Origin of the sequence: Curvibacter gracilis ATCC BAA-807, from assembly GCF_000518645.1 — a bacterium.
Classification (GTDB): Bacteria; Pseudomonadota; Gammaproteobacteria; order Burkholderiales; family Burkholderiaceae_C; genus Curvibacter; species Curvibacter gracilis.
This window is the reverse complement of record NZ_JADZ01000014.1, coordinates 41913-59116: the sequence shown is the minus strand read 5'-3', so window position 1 is coordinate 59116 and position 17204 is coordinate 41913. Positions and strand designations below refer to the sequence as shown.

The 17204-nt window shown below is 68.3% G+C and carries 19 protein-coding genes; 8 read left to right on the top strand and 11 right to left on the bottom strand.

What is annotated here, in order from left to right:
- Positions 1-109: 109 nt before the first annotated feature.
- Genes L880_RS0112385 through nadC form a run of 3 tightly spaced genes read right to left on the bottom strand, consistent with a single transcriptional unit; the run spans position 110 to position 3881 of the window.
- On the bottom strand, positions 110-1906 hold the full coding sequence (locus tag L880_RS0112385) for a chorismate-binding protein (protein WP_245615125.1): 1797 nt from the start codon (positions 1904-1906) through the stop codon (positions 110-112).
- Entirely contained in the window at positions 1903-3018 is a 1116-nt protein-coding gene (gene nadA / locus L880_RS0112380) for a quinolinate synthase NadA (protein WP_027475946.1), read from the bottom strand. The genes L880_RS0112385 and nadA overlap by 4 nt, the downstream gene beginning before the upstream one ends.
- Positions 3015-3881, bottom strand: a complete 867-nt coding sequence (nadC, locus tag L880_RS0112375; RefSeq protein ID WP_027475945.1) for a carboxylating nicotinate-nucleotide diphosphorylase — start codon at positions 3879-3881, stop codon at positions 3015-3017. The genes nadA and nadC overlap by 4 nt, the downstream gene beginning before the upstream one ends.
- Positions 3882-4053: 172 nt before the next feature.
- Between nadC and panC the strand changes: the two genes are divergently transcribed.
- Complete coding sequence (gene panC / locus L880_RS0112370; RefSeq protein ID WP_027475944.1) at positions 4054-4902, top strand: pantoate--beta-alanine ligase; 849 nt, start codon at positions 4054-4056, stop codon at positions 4900-4902.
- A gap of 30 nt (positions 4903-4932) precedes the next feature.
- Here the strand turns inward: panC and L880_RS0112365 are convergent, their stop codons facing one another.
- The 4 genes from L880_RS0112365 to L880_RS0112350 form a co-directional block, all read right to left on the bottom strand.
- Complete coding sequence (locus L880_RS0112365; RefSeq protein WP_027475943.1) at positions 4933-5952, bottom strand: NAD(P)H-dependent glycerol-3-phosphate dehydrogenase; 1020 nt, start codon at positions 5950-5952, stop codon at positions 4933-4935.
- A gap of 54 nt (positions 5953-6006) precedes the next feature.
- Complete coding sequence (gene secB, locus L880_RS0112360; RefSeq protein WP_019574008.1) at positions 6007-6453, bottom strand: protein-export chaperone SecB; 447 nt, start codon at positions 6451-6453, stop codon at positions 6007-6009.
- A gap of 154 nt (positions 6454-6607) precedes the next feature.
- On the bottom strand, positions 6608-6865 hold the full coding sequence (grxC, locus tag L880_RS0112355) for a glutaredoxin 3 (RefSeq protein WP_019574009.1): 258 nt from the start codon (positions 6863-6865) through the stop codon (positions 6608-6610).
- Between the two features lie 44 nt (positions 6866-6909).
- Positions 6910-7317 (bottom strand): rhodanese-like domain-containing protein, encoded by a 408-nt coding sequence (locus L880_RS0112350; RefSeq protein ID WP_027475942.1) that lies wholly within the window; start codon positions 7315-7317, stop codon positions 6910-6912.
- A gap of 73 nt (positions 7318-7390) precedes the next feature.
- Here L880_RS0112350 and gpmA point away from each other — a divergent pair, with 73 nt between their 5' ends.
- From gpmA to L880_RS32305, 4 genes are all read left to right on the top strand, one after another.
- Positions 7391-8134 (top strand): 2,3-diphosphoglycerate-dependent phosphoglycerate mutase, encoded by a 744-nt coding sequence (gene gpmA / locus L880_RS0112345; protein WP_027475941.1) that lies wholly within the window; start codon positions 7391-7393, stop codon positions 8132-8134.
- A gap of 143 nt (positions 8135-8277) precedes the next feature.
- Entirely contained in the window at positions 8278-9714 is a 1437-nt protein-coding gene (locus tag L880_RS0112340) for a S41 family peptidase (protein ID WP_027475940.1), read from the top strand.
- 48 nt (positions 9715-9762) lie between these two features.
- A complete protein-coding gene (locus L880_RS0112335; protein WP_027475939.1) occupies positions 9763-10515 on the top strand; it encodes a HesA/MoeB/ThiF family protein in 753 nt (250 codons plus the stop codon).
- Positions 10516-10642: 127 nt separating this feature from the next.
- Positions 10643-11023 carry a response regulator gene (locus L880_RS32305; RefSeq protein ID WP_043329345.1) on the top strand — a complete coding sequence of 127 codons (381 nt, stop codon included), beginning with the start codon at positions 10643-10645 and terminating at the stop codon, positions 11021-11023.
- 8 nt (positions 11024-11031) lie between these two features.
- Here the strand turns inward: L880_RS32305 and L880_RS0112325 are convergent, their stop codons facing one another.
- Positions 11032-11664 carry a response regulator gene (locus L880_RS0112325; protein WP_027475938.1) on the bottom strand — a complete coding sequence of 211 codons (633 nt, stop codon included), beginning with the start codon at positions 11662-11664 and terminating at the stop codon, positions 11032-11034.
- A 149-nt stretch (positions 11665-11813) separates the two neighbouring features.
- Here L880_RS0112325 and L880_RS0112320 point away from each other — a divergent pair, with 149 nt between their 5' ends.
- The 3 genes from L880_RS0112320 to L880_RS0112310 all read left to right on the top strand — a co-directional run bounded on the left by L880_RS0112320 (position 11814) and on the right by L880_RS0112310 (position 14478).
- Positions 11814-13214 (top strand): sensor histidine kinase, encoded by a 1401-nt coding sequence (locus tag L880_RS0112320; RefSeq protein ID WP_245615123.1) that lies wholly within the window; start codon positions 11814-11816, stop codon positions 13212-13214.
- Positions 13215-13378: 164 nt separating this feature from the next.
- Positions 13379-13675 carry a hypothetical protein gene (locus L880_RS0112315; RefSeq protein WP_027475936.1) on the top strand — a complete coding sequence of 99 codons (297 nt, stop codon included), beginning with the start codon at positions 13379-13381 and terminating at the stop codon, positions 13673-13675.
- An 83-nt stretch (positions 13676-13758) separates the two neighbouring features.
- The gene (locus tag L880_RS0112310; RefSeq protein ID WP_027475935.1) at positions 13759-14478 is read left to right on the top strand and encodes an alpha/beta fold hydrolase; all 720 of its coding nucleotides are present in this window, start codon (positions 13759-13761) and stop codon (positions 14476-14478) included.
- Positions 14479-14502: 24 nt separating this feature from the next.
- Here the strand turns inward: L880_RS0112310 and coaD are convergent, their stop codons facing one another.
- From coaD to L880_RS0112295, 3 genes are all read right to left on the bottom strand, one after another.
- The gene (coaD, locus tag L880_RS0112305; RefSeq protein ID WP_027475934.1) at positions 14503-15003 is read right to left on the bottom strand and encodes a pantetheine-phosphate adenylyltransferase; all 501 of its coding nucleotides are present in this window, start codon (positions 15001-15003) and stop codon (positions 14503-14505) included.
- 119 nt (positions 15004-15122) lie between these two features.
- Entirely contained in the window at positions 15123-15770 is a 648-nt protein-coding gene (rsmD, locus tag L880_RS0112300; RefSeq protein WP_245615121.1) for a 16S rRNA (guanine(966)-N(2))-methyltransferase RsmD, read from the bottom strand.
- On the bottom strand, positions 15767-17128 hold the full coding sequence (locus tag L880_RS0112295) for a M16 family metallopeptidase (protein WP_051443283.1): 1362 nt from the start codon (positions 17126-17128) through the stop codon (positions 15767-15769). Before L880_RS0112295 ends, rsmD begins: the two co-directional genes overlap by 4 nt.
- Positions 17129-17204: the final 76 nt, after the last annotated feature.

The window sequence follows — 17204 nt, the reverse complement described above, 5'->3', positions numbered from 1 at the left end:
GGTGGCCTGGCGGTACGCTGGGTAGGCTGAACATCAATATAGAGCCCAAGTCAGCCACACCAGCAGCCGCTCCTCGGGTGGTGCGCGCCACTGGCTTGTGCCGCAGCCCTCACTCGGCGACAGCCACCCGCGCCGGAATCACCCCCCGCAAACTGTTCACAAAGGCCAGCGCCTGCACCCGGGGCAGGTCACTCACGCGCACCACGCCCTCGCTCAGCCAGCCCTCTTGCAGGGCGGCTTCGCGGCCCACGCCGTCGAGCAGGCCGCAGTGCAGGGCCGGAGTGAGCCATTGGCCGTCGAGCAGCAGGGCCACGTTGCCGCGGGTGCATTCGGTGATCTCACCGCGCTCGTTCCACAGCAGGGTGTCGAAGATGCCGGGCTGGGCCGGGGCCATGGCTTCGTAGTGGGCGCGGCGGGTGGTCTTGTAGCGGGTGAATTCGCTGAAGGCCTGGGGGAAGGCGCCGGGGGCCAGGCGCAGGGTGACCTGGGGGGGAGAATCGTCCAGGGCAAAGGCCTCGGCGTGGGCCAGGCCCTGGGCGTCGAGCAGCAGGCGCACACGCCAGCGGCCCTGGGGGTGGCGGCGCACCAGCTGGGCCAGCACCTTGTGCACGTGGTCCTCATCCCAGCGCACGTTGAAGTGGCGGGCGGCACGGGCCATGCGGGCCAGGTGCAACTGGCCGTGGCACAGGGCGCCGTCCTGCAGTCTGAGGGTTTCCAGGATGTCGAAGGGCTGGCTGGCGCGCTCCAGAAAGCCCTGCTTGTGCTGCCACTCGCGCCATTCGCCCGCCGCCTGGGCGGCCGCGGTGATGCCGCTGCCCAGGCCGCAACGGGCCTCACGCCCCTGCAGGCCCACGGTGCGGATGGGCACGTTGAAGGTGGCCGCCCCGCCGGGACGCAGCACGCCGATGGCGCCGCAGTACACGCCGCGCGGCCCGGCCTCCAGGGCCTGGATGGCTTTCATGGCCTGCACCTTGGGGGCCCCGGTGACCGAGCCGCAGGGGAACAGGGCGCTGAACACGTCCAGCAGGCGGGTGCAGGGCCGGGTGCGGGCCTGCACGTCGGAGGTCATCTGCCACACCGAAGGCAGGGCTTCGACCTGGAACAGCTGCGGCACGCTGACGCCAAAGGGGTCGGCCAGGCGCGACAGGTCGTTGCGCAGCAGGTCGACGATCATCACGTTTTCGGCCTGCTCCTTGGCGCTCTCGAGCAGGGCCTGGCGCTGCGCCGCGTCGTCGGCCGGGGTGGCGCCGCGCGGGGCGGTGCCTTTCATGGGGCGGGTGAGCAACTGGCCCTCGCGCCAGTCAAAGAACAGCTCGGGCGAGACGGACAGCCACTGCTCTTCACCGGTCTGGATCAGCGCCGCATAGCCGCCGGGCTGGGCGCGCTGGAGGGCGTCGAACAGGGCGCGGCCGGCCTCGGCCTCGGTGATGCGCAGATCGGGCTCGGTGTCCACCAGTTGGCCCCGGCGCTGCGCCGTGAGGTTGACCTGGTAGAAGTCGCCTGCGGCGATCTGCTGCTGCAGGCGCTCGAAGGGGCGCTGAAAATCGGCCGCCTCATCGAGGGGCTGCCAATCGACGCGGGCCGGCAGGGCCTCGCCCTCGTCGGGTGCGGGCCAGGGCCGGGGCTGGTCGAACACGGCAAACCAGGCCAGCGGCCCTGCTTCGGCGGGGTGCACCTGCAGCGCCGAGTCAAAGGCTGGCGCGGCTTCGTAGCGCAGGTAGCCCAGCACCCAGCGGCCAGCCTGGGCTGCGGCCTCGGCGGCCAGCAGCACCGGGGCCACCTCGCTCAGCTCGCGGGCCTGCAGCACCTGAAGGGGCTGGGTGAAGGCGTGGCGGGTGCGCGGGCCGGCCGGGTCGTGGGGGTCGGCAAAGTCGAGCAGAACGCGCACATCACCCGGGGTGTTCAAGCGGCCCCCAGGTGCGGCACCAGGCCGGCGGTGGGCTGGCCGTTCTTCAGGGCGGCGGTGTAGGCCAGCATGCGGTCGATGGGCAGGCGGGCGCGCGGAATCAGGGCCGGGTCCACCAGCACCTCGTTGGCGCCGGTCTCGAGCACCCGGGCCACGTCGGCCAGGCCGTTCATGGCCATCCAGGGGCAGTGCGCGCAGCTCTTGCAGGTGGCGCTGTTGCCGGCGGTGGGCGCCTCATAGAAGGTCTTGCCGGGGTTTTGCGTGCGCAGCTTATGCATCATGCCGTTGTCGGTGGCCACGATGAACTCGCTGGCCGGCAGCTCGCGCGCCGCCTTGAGGATGACCGAGGTGGAGCCGACCACGTCGGCCAGGGCCACCACATCGGCCGGCGACTCGGGGTGCACCAGCACCTTGGCCTGGGGGTGCTGCGCCATCAGGGCCTGCAGCTCGAAGGCCTTGAACTCGTCGTGCACGATGCAGGCGCCGTTCCAGAACAGCATGTCGGCGCCGGTTTCGCGCTGGATGTAATGGCCCAGGTGGCGGTCGGGCGCCCACAGGATCTTCTGGCCCTGGTCTTTCAGGGCCTGCACGATGTCGAGCGCGCAGCCCGAGGTGACCATCCAGTCGGCACGGGCCTTCACGGCGGCGCTGGTGTTGGCGTACACCACCACGGTGCGGTCGGGGTGGGCGTCGCAGAAGGCACTGAAAGCGTCGGTGGGGCAACCCAGGTCGAGCGAGCAGGTGGCATCGAGGTCGGGCATCAGGATGCGCTTGTGCGGCGACAGGATCTTGGCGGTCTCACCCATGAAGCGCACGCCCGAGACCACCAGGGTCTGGGCCGCGTGATCGCGGCCGAAGCGGGCCATCTCCAGCGAGTCGCTGACCAGGCCGCCGGTTTCCTCGGCCAGATCCTGCAGGTCGGGGTGCACATAGAAGTGCGACACCATGACGGCGTTGCGCTCTTTCAGCAGGCGGCGGATGCGGTCTTTCAGCGCCCCGCGCTCGGCCTGCGTGGGCTCGGGCGGTACGCGGGCCCAGGCGCGGCGGGTGTCGCACACGCTGCCTTCGGCCAGGGCCGGCTGTTCGTAGTCGATGTCAATCACGGCGCTCATGCCCAGTCCTCGAATCGCATGGAGAAGTCGGTGGCCTTGACGTCCTTGGTCAGGCCCCCGATGGAGATGCGGTCGACCCCGGTGGCGGCCAGCTCGGCCAGGCGCTCCAGGGTCACGCCGCCCGAGATCTCGAGCACGGCGCGGCCGGCGTTCAGGCGCACGGCCTCGTGCAGGGTGGGCAGGTCCATGTTGTCGAGCAGCACCATGCGGGCGCCGGCATCCAGCGCCTCTTGCAGCTGGGCCAGGGTCTCGACCTCGATCTCGATGAACTGGGCCTGCGCCGCCACCGCCTGGGCCGCGGCCAGCACGGGGCGGATGCCGCCGGCCGCAGCGATGTGGTTCTCTTTGATCAGCACGGCGTCGTACAGGCCGATGCGGTGGTTCAGACCGCCCCCGGTGCGCACGGCGTACTTCTGGGCCAGACGCAGGCCGGGCAGGGTCTTGCGGGTGTCGACGATGCGGGCCCGGCTGCCTTGCACCGCGGCCACGTGCTGGGCGGTGCGGGTGGCCACGGCGCTCAGCAGTTGCAGAAAATTGAGGGCGGTGCGCTCGGCCGTGAGCAGGGCCCGGGCCTCGCCCTGCACCTCCAGCACCACCTGGTCGGCCTGGCAGGTCTGGCCTTCGGCCACCTGCCAGCGCAGCTCGGCGCTGGGGTCGCAGTGGCGGATCACGGCCTCGGCCCAGGGCTGGCCGCACAGCACGGCGGGCTCGCGCACCAGCACACGGGCGGTGATGCGGCGCCCCGGGGGCACCAGGGCGGCGGTCAGGTCGGCCGGGCCCACATCCTCTTGCAGCGCCCGGGCCACGTCGGACTGCGCCAGCGCCGCCAGCTCGGCTGGCGAGAACTCAAGCAATTTCGTCATGGGCGCGAAGCATAGCCGCTGCGCCAGGGGCTTTCAGCAAACTGTCATCTTTTGTACAAACGGACAGCGCTGTCTTGGGCCCATGAGGCACGCCGATACATTTTGATACCTCGACGGCGATTACACTCGCGCCCATTTTGGGCCTGGCCCAGGCCTTTGCCGGAGACGAGACTTGAAGATTGTTCGCAGCGTGGCGGAGCTTCGCCAGACCCTTGCCAGCGCCCAGCGCCCGGCTTTCGTGCCCACCATGGGCAATCTGCACGAGGGGCATCTGTCACTGCTGCGGCAGGCCCGCCCGCTGGGGGATGTCAGCGTGGCCAGCATCTTTGTGAACCGCCTGCAGTTTCTGCCGCACGAAGACTTTGACAGCTACCCGCGCACCTGGGAGGCCGACTGCGCCAAGCTGGAAGCCGCGGGCTGCGATGTGCTGTTTGCCCCTCGCGAGACCGATCTGTACCCCGAGCCGCAGACCTTCAAGGTGCAGCCCGACCCGGCGCTGGCCGATTTGCTGGAGGGCGAGTTCCGCCCTGGTTTCTTCACCGGCGTGTGCACGGTGGTGATGAAGCTGTTCTCGGCGGTGTTTGCCGGCCATGCCGAAGGGGTGTCGGTGTTCGGCAAGAAGGATTACCAGCAGCTGATGGTGATCCAGCGCATGGTGCAGCAGTTTGCGCTGCCGATCACGGTGCTGGGGGCCGAGACCACGCGCAGCGAGGCCGGCCTGGCCCTGTCGTCGCGCAACGGCTACCTGAGCGAGGCCGAGCGCACCGAGGCGTTGCAACTGTCGCTGGCCTTGCGGGGCCTGGGGCGCGAGGCGCTGGCCGCGGCGCATGCGCTGCCGCAGCAGCGCGAGGCCCTGGAGTCCGCCGCCCGGGCCGCCCTGCAAGCCCGCGGCTGGGTGCCCGACTACCTGACCGTGCGCCGGCGCAGCGACCTGCAGGAGCCCCAGGCGGGCGATGCGCTGGTGGTGCTGGGCGCGGCGCGCCTGGGCAGCACGCGCCTGATCGACAACCTGGAGATCTGAACCGGTGTGGAGAATCTGAGCCCACCGGGCTCAGACCATCTCGCCCTTGGGGCCGCGCCCCATCAGGGCAGCCACGGCTTCGGCCGGCTGCAAGCGGCCATCGAGCAGGGCCACCACGGCCTCGGAGATCGGCATCTCCACCCCCAGCAGGCGGGCCCGCTGCACCACGGTGCGGGCGCTGTACACGCCCTCGGCCACGTGGCCCAGCGAATCGACCGCCTGTTGCAGGCTGTGGCCGGCCGCGAGCAGCAGGCCGACCTGGCGGTTGCGGCTCAGGTCGCCGGTGGCGGTGAGCACCAGATCACCCAGGCCCGACAGGCCCATGAAGGTGTCGGCCCGGGCGCCCAGGGCCAGGCCCAGGCGGGTCATCTCGGCCAGGCCACGGGTGATCAGGGCGGCCCGGGCGTTCAGGCCCAGGTCCAACCCGTCGCACAGGCCGGTGGCAATGGCCAGCACGTTCTTGACGGCGCCGCCCACCTCGACACCGATCAGGTCGTCGTTGGCGTACACGCGCAGGCTGGGGCCGTGCAGGGCCTCGACCAGGGCGTGGCGCACAGCCGCCTGATGGCTGGCTGCCACCAGGGCGGTGGGCTTGGCCTCGGCCACCTCGCGCGCAAAGCTGGGGCCGCTCAGGGTGCCCACCGCCAGACGCGGGGCCACCTGCTCGGCGATTTCATGGGCCAGCAGGCCGTGCAGACCTTGGCCTGCATCGGCATCCGCCACACGCTCGAAGCCCTTGCACAGCCAGGCCACCGGCACGGTGAGCTCCGACAGGCTGGCCAGGGTGGCGCGCAAGGCGGCCATGGGGGTGGCAATGATCACCAGATCGCTGCCGGCCGCCAGGGCGGTCAGCGGCGCGGCGCTCAGGCTCAAGGATTCGGGCAGTTGGGCCAGCGGCAGGTAGCGCTGGTTGCGGCGCGAGGCCTGCATGGCGGCCACCTGGGCCGCATCACGGCCCCACAGGGTGACCTGGTGGGCGGCCGGTGCAGCACAAGCGCCAATGGCCAGGGCCGTGCCCCAGGCACCGGCTCCGGCGACGACTATTTTCATATCGGACGCAACAGGCACCCGGCCCTGCCAAGGCAGGCCGGGCGCAACAGCTGTTTACTGAGCCACCTGGCCGGCGGCCTGGGCTTGCTGCTGTTCGTACATGGCCTGGAAGTTGATTTCAGCCAGGTGCACGGGCGGGAAGCCGCCGCGCTGGATGATGTCGGCCACGTTGCCGCGCAGGTAGGGGTACACGATCTGCGGGCAGGCGATGCCCAGGATGGCGCCCATCTGGTCTTCGGGCAGGTTGCGGATCTCGAAGATGCCGGCTTGCTTGGCCTCGACCAGGAACACGGTGCGGTCCTTGATCTTGGTCTGCACGGTGGCGGTCACGGTCACTTCGACGATGCCGTCGGCCACCGGGGTGGCGTCCACGCCGAGCTGGATGTCGACGCTGGGCTGCTCTTGTTCGAGCAGGATGGCGGGGGAATTCGGCTGCTCAAGCGACAGGTCCTTGAGGTAAACGCGCTGGATCTGGAAAACGGGATCTTGTTGCTCGGCCATGAGGTTTCTCGGTTCACAAAAACAAGACACCGCCTGCAGTCCAGGGTCGGTGCCCATTAAAAGAAAACCCGCCGCGGAAGCGTTACCGCAGCGGGCACTCAAGCGCCATTATCTCAGCAGAAAAAGGCGCTTTTGCGGCAGCGCGTTCAGGCGCTCAGGCGCCCAGCAGGGGCAGCAGGCCGCCGCGGCCGTCCAGGGCCATCAGATCGTCGCAGCCCCCCACATGGGTGTCGCCGATGAAGATCTGGGGCACGGTGCGCCGGCCGGTGATCTGCATCATGTGGTCGCGCTGGGCGGGGTCGGCATCGATGCGGATCTCTTCGATCTCGGTCACGCCCTTGGCCTTGAGGATCTGCTTGGCGCGGATGCAATAAGGGCAGACGGCAGTGGTGTACATCTTCACGGGCTGCATGGGGACAATTTCCTTGCTGGGTAGATACAGGACATGGGCCCGGTTCAGGCCTTTTCAACCGGCAGGTTAGCCTCTTTCCAGGCTTTGAGCCCGCCGCTCAGGGCTTGGGCCTGCTGGTAACCCAGTTTTTGGGCGGTCTTGACGGCCGGGCCGCCGCGCGAACCGCTGGCGCACACGAAGATCACCGGCAGGGCCTTGTTCTTGACCACCTCGGGCAGGCGCGCCTCCAGTTGGTCCAGCGGCACGCTGCGCGCGCCGTTCACATGGCCCTGGGCATAGTCGGCCGCGTCGCTGACATCCACCACCACGGCTTTTTCGCGGTTGATGAGCTGCACGGCATCGGCGGTGGACAGGCCCACAGCCGAGGCGCCCTTGAGGGTGGGCCACAGCAGCATCACGCCTGAACTCAGGGCAATGACGATCAGCATCCAGTTGTCGGTAATGAATTTCACGGGGTTCCTTGGGTTGGCAAACCCGACAATTTTAGAATGCTGGGTTTCGCACTGGAAAAATTGAGGGCTTCGCATGTACAAACTCGTTCTCGTCCGCCATGGTGAATCCACCTGGAACCTTGAAAACCGCTTCACCGGCTGGACCGATGTGGACCTGACCCCGACCGGGGTGGAGCAGGCCAAGAACGCCGGACGCCTGCTCAAGGCCGAAGGCTACGACTTCGACCTGGCCTACACCAGCGTGCTCAAGCGGGCCACCCGCACCCTGTGGCACACCCTGGACGAGATGGACCGCACCTGGCTGCCGGTGGTGCACAGCTGGCGCCTGAACGAGCGTCACTACGGCGCCCTGCAAGGCCTCAACAAGGCCGACATGGCCAAGCAGTACGGTGACGCCCAGGTGCTGGTGTGGCGCCGCAGCTACGACACCCCGCCGCCGGCCCTGGAAGCCACCGACCCGCGCTCTGAGCGCGGCGATGTGCGCTACGGCCGCCTCAAGCCTGAAGAAGTGCCGCTGACCGAATGCCTGAAGGACACCGTGGCCCGCGTGCTGCCGTTCTGGAACGAATCCATCGCCCCCGCCATCAAGAGCGGCAAGCGTGTGGTGGTGGCCGCCCACGGCAACTCGATCCGTGCCCTGGTCAAGTACCTGGACAACATCGGCGATGACGACATCGTGGGCGTGAACATCCCCAACGGCATCCCGCTGGTGTACGAACTGGACGCCGATCTGAAGCCGATCCGCCACTACTACCTGGGCGATGCCGAAGCCGCTGCCAAGGCCGCTGCGGCCGTGGCCTCGCAAGGCAAGGCCTGAGCGCGTGCTCCAGGCGCCCCGGTAAAGACGGGGTAAAGCCAGCCCCCGACAGCGCAGATTCCCCGGGTGAATGAAGGGGACTGCGGAACCTGGCCTGACGCGGCCCATCCTAGGTGTATATTGCGTCGCAAAAAGGTGATTTCATGGGTGAAAAACTCCGTATCGCAGGCTGGATTTCCATTGGCGTGGTGGCCGGCGCGCTGACCACGGTCTCGCTGCAAACCGTGGCACGGGGCAGCATTTCCCCGCTTCCACTCGAAGAACTGCAGCAGTTGGCCGCGGTGTTCGACATGGTGAAGACCGATTACGTCGAACCGGTGGACGAAAAGAAGCTCATCACCGACGCCATCTCGGGCATGGTGGCCAGCCTGGACCCGCACTCGCAGTACTTCGACAAGAAGTCCTACAAGGAATTCCGCGAAGGCACCTCGGGCCAGTTCGTGGGCGTGGGCATCGAAATCACCCAGGAAGACGGTCTGATCAAGATCGTCTCGCCCATCGAGGGCTCGCCCGCCTACCGCGCGGGCCTCAAGACCAATGACCTGATCACCAAGATCGACGACACCGCCGTGAAGGGCCTGGCCCTGAACGACGCCGTGAAGCGCATGCGCGGCGAGCCCAACACCAAGGTGCTGCTGACCGTGTTCCGCAAGGACGAGAACCGCACCTTCCCGGTGACCATCGTGCGCGAGCAGATCCGCACCCAGTCGGTGCGCGGCAAGGTGATCGAACCCGGCTACGCCTGGATCCGCCTGAGCCAGTTCCAGGAACGCACGGTGGACGACTTCGTGAAGAAGATCGACGAAATCTACAAGCAAGAGCCGAATCTGAAGGGCCTGGTGCTCGACCTGCGCAACGACCCGGGCGGTCTGCTCGATGCCGCCGTGGCCGTGTCCAGCGCCTTCCTGCCCGAGAACGTGACGGTGGTCTCCACCAACGGCCAGCTGGCGGAAAGCAAGTTCACCTTCAAGGCCTCGCCCGAGTTCTACCAACGCCGCAGCGGCCCCGATCCGCTCAAGAAGCTGCCCGCCGCCCTCAAGAGCGTGCCGCTGGTGGTGCTGGTCAACGAAGGCTCGGCCTCGGCCAGCGAGATCGTGGCCGGTGCCCTGCAAGACCACAAACGCGCCACCATCATGGGCAGCCAGACCTTCGGCAAGGGCTCGGTCCAGACCGTGCGCCCCCTGGGCCCCGACACCGGCCTGAAGCTGACCACCGCCCGCTACTACACCCCCAGCGGCCGCTCGATCCAGGCCAAGGGCATCGTGCCCGAGGTGATGGTGGACGACACCGAAGAGGGCAGCCCGTTTGCCGCCCTGCGCATGCGTGAGGCCGATCTGGAGAAGCACCTGAACAGCGGCCAGGGCGAAGAAAAGCCCGACCCTGAGCGCGAAAAGGCCCGCGACGAGGCCCGCAAGCGCCTCGAAGAAGAGGCCAAGAAGCCTGTGGCCGACCGCAAGCTGCCCGAGCTGGGCAGCGACAAGGACTTCCCGCTGGTGCAGGCCCTGAACCAGCTCAAGGGCCGCCCGGTGATGGTCAGCAAGACCCAGACCGAGCGCAAGGAAGAAAAGACCAACAACTGAGCCCTGCACAACAGGGATCACCAGCGCCCTGCGGGGCGCTTTTTTTTCATGAACGACGACCAGCTGCTCCGCTATTCCCGCCACATCCTGCTCGACGAGATCGGCATCGAGGGGCAGGAGCGTCTGCTGGCTGCGCACGCCGTGGTGGTGGGTGCGGGCGGCCTGGGCTCGCCCGCCGCCTTGTACCTGGGCGCCGCCGGGGTGGGCCGCCTCACGCTGATCGACGATGACGAGGTGGACCTGACCAATCTGCAACGCCAGATCGCCCACACCCAGAGCCGGGTCGGGCAGGCCAAGGTCGACTCGGCGCGCCAGGCCGTGCTGGCACGCAACCCCGAGGTGCGGGTGGATGCGCTGCGCCAGCGCGCCGACGCGGCCCTGCTGGACCGCCTTTTGCCCGAGGCCGATGTGGTGCTGGACTGCAGCGACAACTACGCCACGCGCCAGATGGTCAACGCCGCCTGCGTGCGGCATCGCCGCCCCCTGGTGTCGGGGGCCGCCATCCGCTTCGATGCCCAGATCAGCGTGTTCGACCCGCGCCAGGCCGGCAGCGCCTGCTACGCCTGTGTGTTCGACCCCGCCGAAGCCCCCGAGGAAACCCGCTGCGCCACCCTGGGCGTGTTTGCGCCCTTGGTCGGCATTGTGGGCAGCCTGCAGGCCGCCGAGGCCTTGAAGCTGCTCAGCCAGGCCGGCACCCCCTTGACCGGCAAGCTGCTGATGCTGGATGCGCGCACCATGGAGTGGACGCGCATGAACCTGTCACACCACCCGAACTGCCCGGTGTGCGGCACGACCGTGTAGGAATGGTCTGACATCCTCAAACCGAGGTGACTGGCACAATTCACCGACCTGAACTTACCGCACATGCGCGATCCAAACCCGTTGGTCTGGGTTGTGGCGGGTCCTGGCAGGTGGACAAGGTCGTCACTTGGAACTCCGAACCTACATCGTCGAAGACAACGCCACGATCCGCGAGAACCTGGTGGGCACACTGGAAGAGCTGGCCGATGTGCGCGCCGTGGGCTTCGCAGAGACCGAGCACCAGGGCACCGAATGGCTGCACCAGTACCCGAACGAGTGGGACCTGGCCATCGTGGACCTGTTTCTCAAGGAGGGCAGCGGCCTGGGCGTGATCTCGGCCTGCCAACAGCGCCAGCCGCACCAGCGCCTGATCGTGCTGACCAACTACGCCACGCCCGACATCCGGCTGCGCTGCGCCAGCCTGGGCGTGGATGCGGTGTTCGACAAGTCCAACGAGATCGACGCCCTGATCGATTTCTGCACGCTGCAGGCCTCCTCAGATGCCTGAGCGGCACCTCAATCGATCAATCGGTTCTTGAGCGCGTAATAGGTCAGATCGCTGTTGGAGGCCAGGCCCATCTTCTCCATCAGGCGGGTGCGGTAGGTGCTGACCGTCTTCACGCTCAGCGAGAGTGACTTGGCCACGTCGCCGGCCGTCTCGCCCCGGGCCAGCTTGAGAAACACCTGGAACTCGCGCTCCGAGAGCTGCTCGTGCACCGGCACATCGTCCTTGCGACCCAGTTGCTGGGCCAGCAGATCGGCCACGGTGCGGGTGATGTAGCGCTTGCCCAGTGCAATGGTGCGCACCGCCTCGACGATCTCGGCGGGGTCGCACTCCTTGTTGAGGTAGCCACTGGCCCCCTGACGGATCAGGTTCATGGCGTAGTGCTCCTCGGGGTAGCCCGAGAGGATCAGGATGCCCACATCGGGCGCCTTGGCCCGGATCATGGCCAGTGCATCCAGCCCCGACTGGCCCGGCATGGCCAGGTCCATCAGCAGCACGTCCATCTCGGTGGTGCGCACCAGGTCGATCGCCTCGCGCCCGTTGCCGGCCTCGCCCACCACGCGCAGGTCGACATGGTCGGCAAAGAAGTTGCGCAAACCCGAGCGCACGATGGCGTGGTCATCCACTATGCCTATTCTGATCATCGTTATCGTCTTTCATCATTTGTGAGTCATATCCCACAAATGCGCTGACAATAACCGAAACCACAAGCCCTGAAAAAAGTTTCACCAGCTTCCCACCCATGCACAGGGATTAGGGGGCTGCCCATGGCCCACCACGCCCGGAGTTTTCCATGACCAGGTTTGCCTCCTTGCCGGTCTGGCTGAAGCAGCGCCCCAGCAGCGGCCAGCCTCTGAAGATCACGCGACAGTGGATCTGCCTGCCGCTGGCCCTGCTGGCCACCCTGAGCCTGATCGGCATCAACGAAATGGGCTACGAGCGCTCGGCCGGTGCCGTGCGGCGCATTGCAGCCACCCAGGAGACCCGCGCCACGCTGCACAAGCTGCTGGCCCTGATGCTGGACGCCGAAACCGGTCTGCGCGGCTACCTGCTCAGCGGCGACGAGCGCTATCTGGCGCCCTACAACAGCGCCGTGACGGAGGTGAACCAGACCCTGGACCAACTGCGGCAGAGCGATCAGGCCCACCCCGTCGACCCAGCGGCCCTGGTCGCCCTGTCACGCCATGTGTCGCGCAAGCTCGCCGAGATGGACCTGAGCCTGAAGCTGCGCAAGCAGGGCAAGGAAGACGCCTGGAAATTCGTGATGCACACCGATGTCGGCAAGGAGCACATGGACGCCATCCGGGAGCAATCGGCCGCCCTGATCGAAGAAAGCAGCCGCCAGACCGAGCTGGGCGAGCAGCAGATCCTGCGCTCGCTGCTGGTGTCCCGCCTGGGCATCGCCCTGACGGCGCTGGTGGGCCTGCTGTCCTTCTACCTGTACCTGCGCCAATCCAACGCCCTGAAGCAGGCAGGCCAGCGCGAGCAGCAAATCCTCAAGCAGGAACGCGACCGCCTGGAAAACCTGGTGCGCGACCGCACGGCCTCTCTGGCCAGGTTGGCCACCTATCTGCAGCAGGTGCGCGAGGACGAACGTGGCCACCTGGCGCGCGAACTTCACGATGAGCTGGGCTCTTTGCTGACCGCCGCCAAGCTGGATGTGGCGCGCATCAAGTCGCGCCTGGGCGACCACGCACCGGAGGCGCTGCAGCGCCTCCAGCACCTGACCGAAACCCTGAACCGGGGCATCGCCCTGAAGCGCCGCATCGTCGAAGACCTGCGCCCCTCGTCGCTGTCCAACCTGGGCCTGCTGCCCTCGCTGGAGATCCTCACGCGGGAGTTTTCGGAGCGTTCCGACCTGGTGCTCGACACCCGGCTGGAAGAGGTGGATCTGGATGAGTCGTCGCAACTGACCCTGTACCGGCTGGTGCAGGAAGCCCTGACCAACATCGGCAAGTACGCCCGTGCGCGGCAGGCGTCGGTGTGGCTGCAGAACACGGGCACCCACGCGCTGCTGACGGTGAGCGATGACGGCATCGGCTTCAACCCCGAGCAGATCGGGGCCGGTTCGCATGGGCTGGAGGGCATGCGCCACCGGGTGGAAGCCACCGGCGGGCGTCTGGTGGTGGAGTCCACCCCGGGCCAGGGAAGTCGCATCACCGCCTACCTGCCCGCACGCGCCAGCCCGGCATGAGCAAGCGGTCGGCAAGCTGTGGGCCGGCGCCTACAAGCAGGAGGCGCCGACGCCGACAGGCGGGCTGCGCCACCACCGACCAACCTCTCGTCCACCCAAGAATACCCTTCGTAGAAGCGATAGCCCACGACCCGCGTGGCTCGTCAAGCACACTGGACTTCTGCATGGACGCTTCATCCTCTCTGGACCCGAACCACGACCAGCCCATCATCCGCGACACCACGCGCCTGCGCTTTCCGCCGGACGACGGCAACAACGATGGGCAGGACTGCGTCGACCTGCTGATCCGCCGCAGCCACCCGCTGGGCCACCTGGCCCCGTCGGTGCAGGCCCTGCCGGCCGAAACCGGCCAGGCCCCCTGGAGCCGGGTGTCCTGGCCCTGGGCCGCCAACGGCATGCAGGCGGCGGGCCGGCCACGCGGGCGCTGGCTCTCGAGCGAGCCCCAAACGGGCATCGACTGACGCAGCGGTCAGGGCGCCAGCACGCTGGCGTACGCTGAGGCATGATCGGCAGCTTCCGTGGCTTTGAAGTTGCCTGCACGCCCATGAGTACCCTGATTTTTCTGCCCGGCCTGGCCGCTGACGCCGACCTGTGGGCCGACCAGACCCGCGCCCTGCCCCACGCCCTGCCTCACGACTTGCGCTGGGCCATCAGCCTGGTGCATTTCCGCCACCCCAGCATCCGCGCCATGGCGGCCGCCGTGCTGCGCGAACACAGCGGCCCCCTGGCCCTGTGCGGCACCTCGATGGGGGGCATGATCGCGCTGGAGGCCCTGCGCCAGGCGCCAGAACGCATCACGGGGCTGGCCCTGCTGGGCAGCAATGCACGCCCCGAGACCGAGGCCATGCGTGAACTGCGCAGCGCGGCGGTGGGCAAATTCCGCGCGGGCCGGCTGCGCGAGGTGATCGAGCCCAACGTCGCCCTGGCCTTTCATGCCGATGGTGCCGCCCGGCCCGACCTGCGGGCGCGCTACTGGCGCTTCATCCAGTCGGCCGGCGGCGAAGCGCTGGCGCGACAGAACGAAGCCGTGATGGACCGCCCCGACGCGCGCCCTCACCTGGCCCGCATCCAGTGCCCGACGCTGGTGGCGTGTGGTGCCAACGACCTCTTGACCCCGCCTGAATGCTCCTACGAGATGGCCGAGGCCATCGCTGATGCGCACATGGCGCTGATCCCGCGCTGCGGCCACATGCTGACGATGGAGCGCGCGCCCCAGGTCAACGCCTTGTTGAAAGACTGGATCGCGCGCTGGCATCGCCCCTGACAGGGCGACGCTGCCGCGCCCGGCTCAGTCGCGGCCCAGGCTGCGCACCTTCTCGGCCAGGCGCTCCTGCACCAGGGGTGAAACGAACTTGTCGACCTCGCCACCGAGCACGGCGATCTCGCGCACAAAGGTGCTCGAGATGAATTGGTACTTGTCGCTGGGGGTGAGGAAGACGGTCTCGACGTCGGGCATCAGGCTGCGATTCATGCCGGCGAGCTGGAACTCGTAGTCGAAGTCGGTGACGGCACGCAGGCCGCGCACCATGGCCTTGCCGCCGCGCGCCACCACAAAATCGCGCAGCAGGCCCCCGAAGGTGGCCACCTCGACCTGAGGGAAGGGCTCCACGGCCGAGCGCACCATGTCGACGCGCTCTTGCAGGCTGAACAGGGTCTTTTTGTGGTGCCCCGCCGCCACCGCCACGATCACGTGGTCAAACAGCTGGGTGGCACGTCGCACCACGTCTTCGTGCCCCAGGGTCATGGGGTCGAAAGTACCCGGGTAGATGGCGATCACGTTCTGGGCCATGGCGGTGCGTCTCCTGCAGATGGGGGCTGGTGCATTGTTTGCGCGCATTATGCATGGCCCCTGGAACGCCGCTGACACCACCTTGCCACAAGCCGATACCGCCGGTGCGGCCGCCTGGATCAGACCGCCGGGCTGCCCCGTTTCAACAGGTGGGCGTGCACCGCCCCCGCCTTGAGGTAGCGGTAGGGCTGCAGGCCCAGGGGCAGGAGTTCCTCGGCCGTCCAGGCGCGGGGGGCCTCCAGGTACAGAAAGCCTTCGGCTTGCAGGGCCTGCGCCCCGGCCCGCAAGGCGGGCTCGAACAGATCGGAGGCAAAGGGGGGGTCCAACAGCACCAGGTCCAGGCCGGCACCGCGTTGCTGCACCAGCTGGGCCACGCCATCGCCGCGTTGCACCCGCACCTGGCTGGCCTTGAGGCGGATCGAACTGGCCTGCAGGTGCTGCACCAGGGTGCTGTCCTGCTCCATCAACCAGACCTCGCGCGCCCCGCGCGAGGCGGCCTCGAAGCCCAGGGCGCCGGTGCCGGCAAAAGCATCGAAGCAGCGCCAGCCACCCAGGTCCTGGCCCAGCCAGTTGAACAGGGTTTCGCGCACGCGGTCCGGCGTGGGGCGCAGGCCCGGGCGGTCGGGCACGGCCAGGCGGGTGCGCTTCCAGAGGCCGCCGATGATGCGGATCTCACCCGGGGCCTTGCTGACCTTCGGGCGCACCGGGGCCTTGCCTGGCGTCACGGCGGGGGTCTTGGCTGGGCGGGGCATGGGCGAACGGGTCATGGGCGGGCTCCTACGGTCACGGTGACCAGGCGATCGGGCTGCACGTGGCGCTCAAAAGCCGCCCGGATGTCTTGCACGCTGACCTTGTCGACCTGTTGCGTCCAGGTGTCCAGGTAGTCCCACGGAAGCTCGTGCAGCGCCATGTTGGCCACGTTGTCGAGCAGCTTCTTGTTGCTGTCGATGCGCAGCGCAAAGCCGCCCACCAGGTTGTCCTTGGCGGCCTTGAGTTCGGCCTCGGTGGGCCCTTCGGCCACATAGCGGCTGAGCACCTCACGCGCCACCTTCACGGCCTCGGCGGCCTGGTCGGGGCGGGTCTGCAGGCCGATGGTGAAGGCCCCGGCATGCAGGCCCGGGGCAAAGTAGCTGTAGACGCTGTAGCTCAGGCCGCGCTTTTCGCGCACCTCGCTGGTCAGGCGCGACACAAAGCCGCCACCGCCCAGGATGTAGTTGCCCACCAGCAGGGCAAAGTAGTCGGGGTCGGCGCGGCGGATGCCGGGCTGGCCGATGAACACATGGGCCTGGGCCGAATCGAAGGGCAGGCTCAGGGTTTCGGCCTGGGTCAGGGGCGCCACCTGGGGCACGGCCGGCTGCGGCTGGCAGGGCCCGGCCGGCAGCAGGGCCAGCAAGCGGGAGACCAGGGCATCGGCCTGCTCGCGGTTGACGGCACCGACCAGGCTGACGCGGGCGTCGCAGGCGCGCACCGAGCGCTTCAGGTAGCTGCGCAGGTCGCTGACCTGGATGGTGGCCAGCGTGGCGGCACTCATCTCGTAGCCATAGGGGTGGTCCCCATAGACCGCGCGGGCAAAGGCCTTGGCGGCCTGGGTGCCGGGGCGGGTGTCCTCCTCCTTGAGCGAGGCCACCAGGCGCTCGCGCTCGCGGCGCCACACCGCCTCGGGCAAGGCCGGTTCGGCCAGTTGCCGCGCCGCCAGGGCCACGGCGCGGTCCAGCAGATCCGGCTCGGTCAAGGTGCGCAGACCGAATGTGAGGCGGTCGCTGCTGGCACTGCCGCCAAAGCTGGCGCCCAGATCGGCCCAGGCCTCGCTGAGGGCGTTTTCGTCGAAGGCGGGGGCGCTGCCATGGGCCTGCACGCCCCGGGCGCTCATGAGCGCGCTGACCGAGGCCAGGCCGGCCTGGCGGGCCGGGTCCCGGCGCGAGCCGGCATCGAAGTCGATCTGCACATCGAGCATCGGGATGGCGGGGCTTTCCACCAGGGCCACACGGGCCCCGCTGGGCTGGGTCCAGTGCTGGATGGGCAGCGCGGCCTGGGCGGCCACGGCGGCCAGCAGCAGGGCCAGCGCCAGACCGGCACGCCGGGCCAGTGGCAGGCGCCGCTGCGGCGTCGAAACGGGAAGAGTCATGAAATCACCTGTGGAAGCGCGCAGGCCGAAGGCCTGGCCCAGGGTAGGGAGAGAAAGGGCAGAGAACAAAGCGGCA

Coding starts and splice junctions, on each gene's coding strand:
- L880_RS0112320 (WP_245615123.1), top strand. CDS start 11,814: ATGACCAGGTTTGCCTCCTTGCCGGTCTGGCTGAAGCAGCGCCCCAGC.
- L880_RS0112365 (WP_027475943.1), bottom strand. CDS start 5,952: ATGAAAATAGTCGTCGCCGGAGCCGGTGCCTGGGGCACGGCCCTGGCC.
- rsmD (WP_245615121.1), bottom strand. CDS start 15,770: ATGACCCGTTCGCCCATGCCCCGCCCAGCCAAGACCCCCGCCGTGACG.
- secB (WP_019574008.1), bottom strand. CDS start 6,453: ATGGCCGAGCAACAAGATCCCGTTTTCCAGATCCAGCGCGTTTACCTC.
- L880_RS0112315 (WP_027475936.1), top strand. CDS start 13,379: ATGGACGCTTCATCCTCTCTGGACCCGAACCACGACCAGCCCATCATC.
- grxC (WP_019574009.1), bottom strand. CDS start 6,865: ATGCAGCCCGTGAAGATGTACACCACTGCCGTCTGCCCTTATTGCATC.
- L880_RS0112340 (WP_027475940.1), top strand. CDS start 8,278: ATGGGTGAAAAACTCCGTATCGCAGGCTGGATTTCCATTGGCGTGGTG.
- L880_RS0112310 (WP_027475935.1), top strand. CDS start 13,759: ATGAGTACCCTGATTTTTCTGCCCGGCCTGGCCGCTGACGCCGACCTG.
- gpmA (WP_027475941.1), top strand. CDS start 7,391: ATGTACAAACTCGTTCTCGTCCGCCATGGTGAATCCACCTGGAACCTT.
- L880_RS0112335 (WP_027475939.1), top strand. CDS start 9,763: ATGAACGACGACCAGCTGCTCCGCTATTCCCGCCACATCCTGCTCGAC.
- coaD (WP_027475934.1), bottom strand. CDS start 15,003: ATGGCCCAGAACGTGATCGCCATCTACCCGGGTACTTTCGACCCCATG.
- nadA (WP_027475946.1), bottom strand. CDS start 3,018: ATGAGCGCCGTGATTGACATCGACTACGAACAGCCGGCCCTGGCCGAA.
- L880_RS0112325 (WP_027475938.1), bottom strand. CDS start 11,664: ATGATCAGAATAGGCATAGTGGATGACCACGCCATCGTGCGCTCGGGT.
- L880_RS0112295 (WP_051443283.1), bottom strand. CDS start 17,128: ATGACTCTTCCCGTTTCGACGCCGCAGCGGCGCCTGCCACTGGCCCGG.
- nadC (WP_027475945.1), bottom strand. CDS start 3,881: ATGACGAAATTGCTTGAGTTCTCGCCAGCCGAGCTGGCGGCGCTGGCG.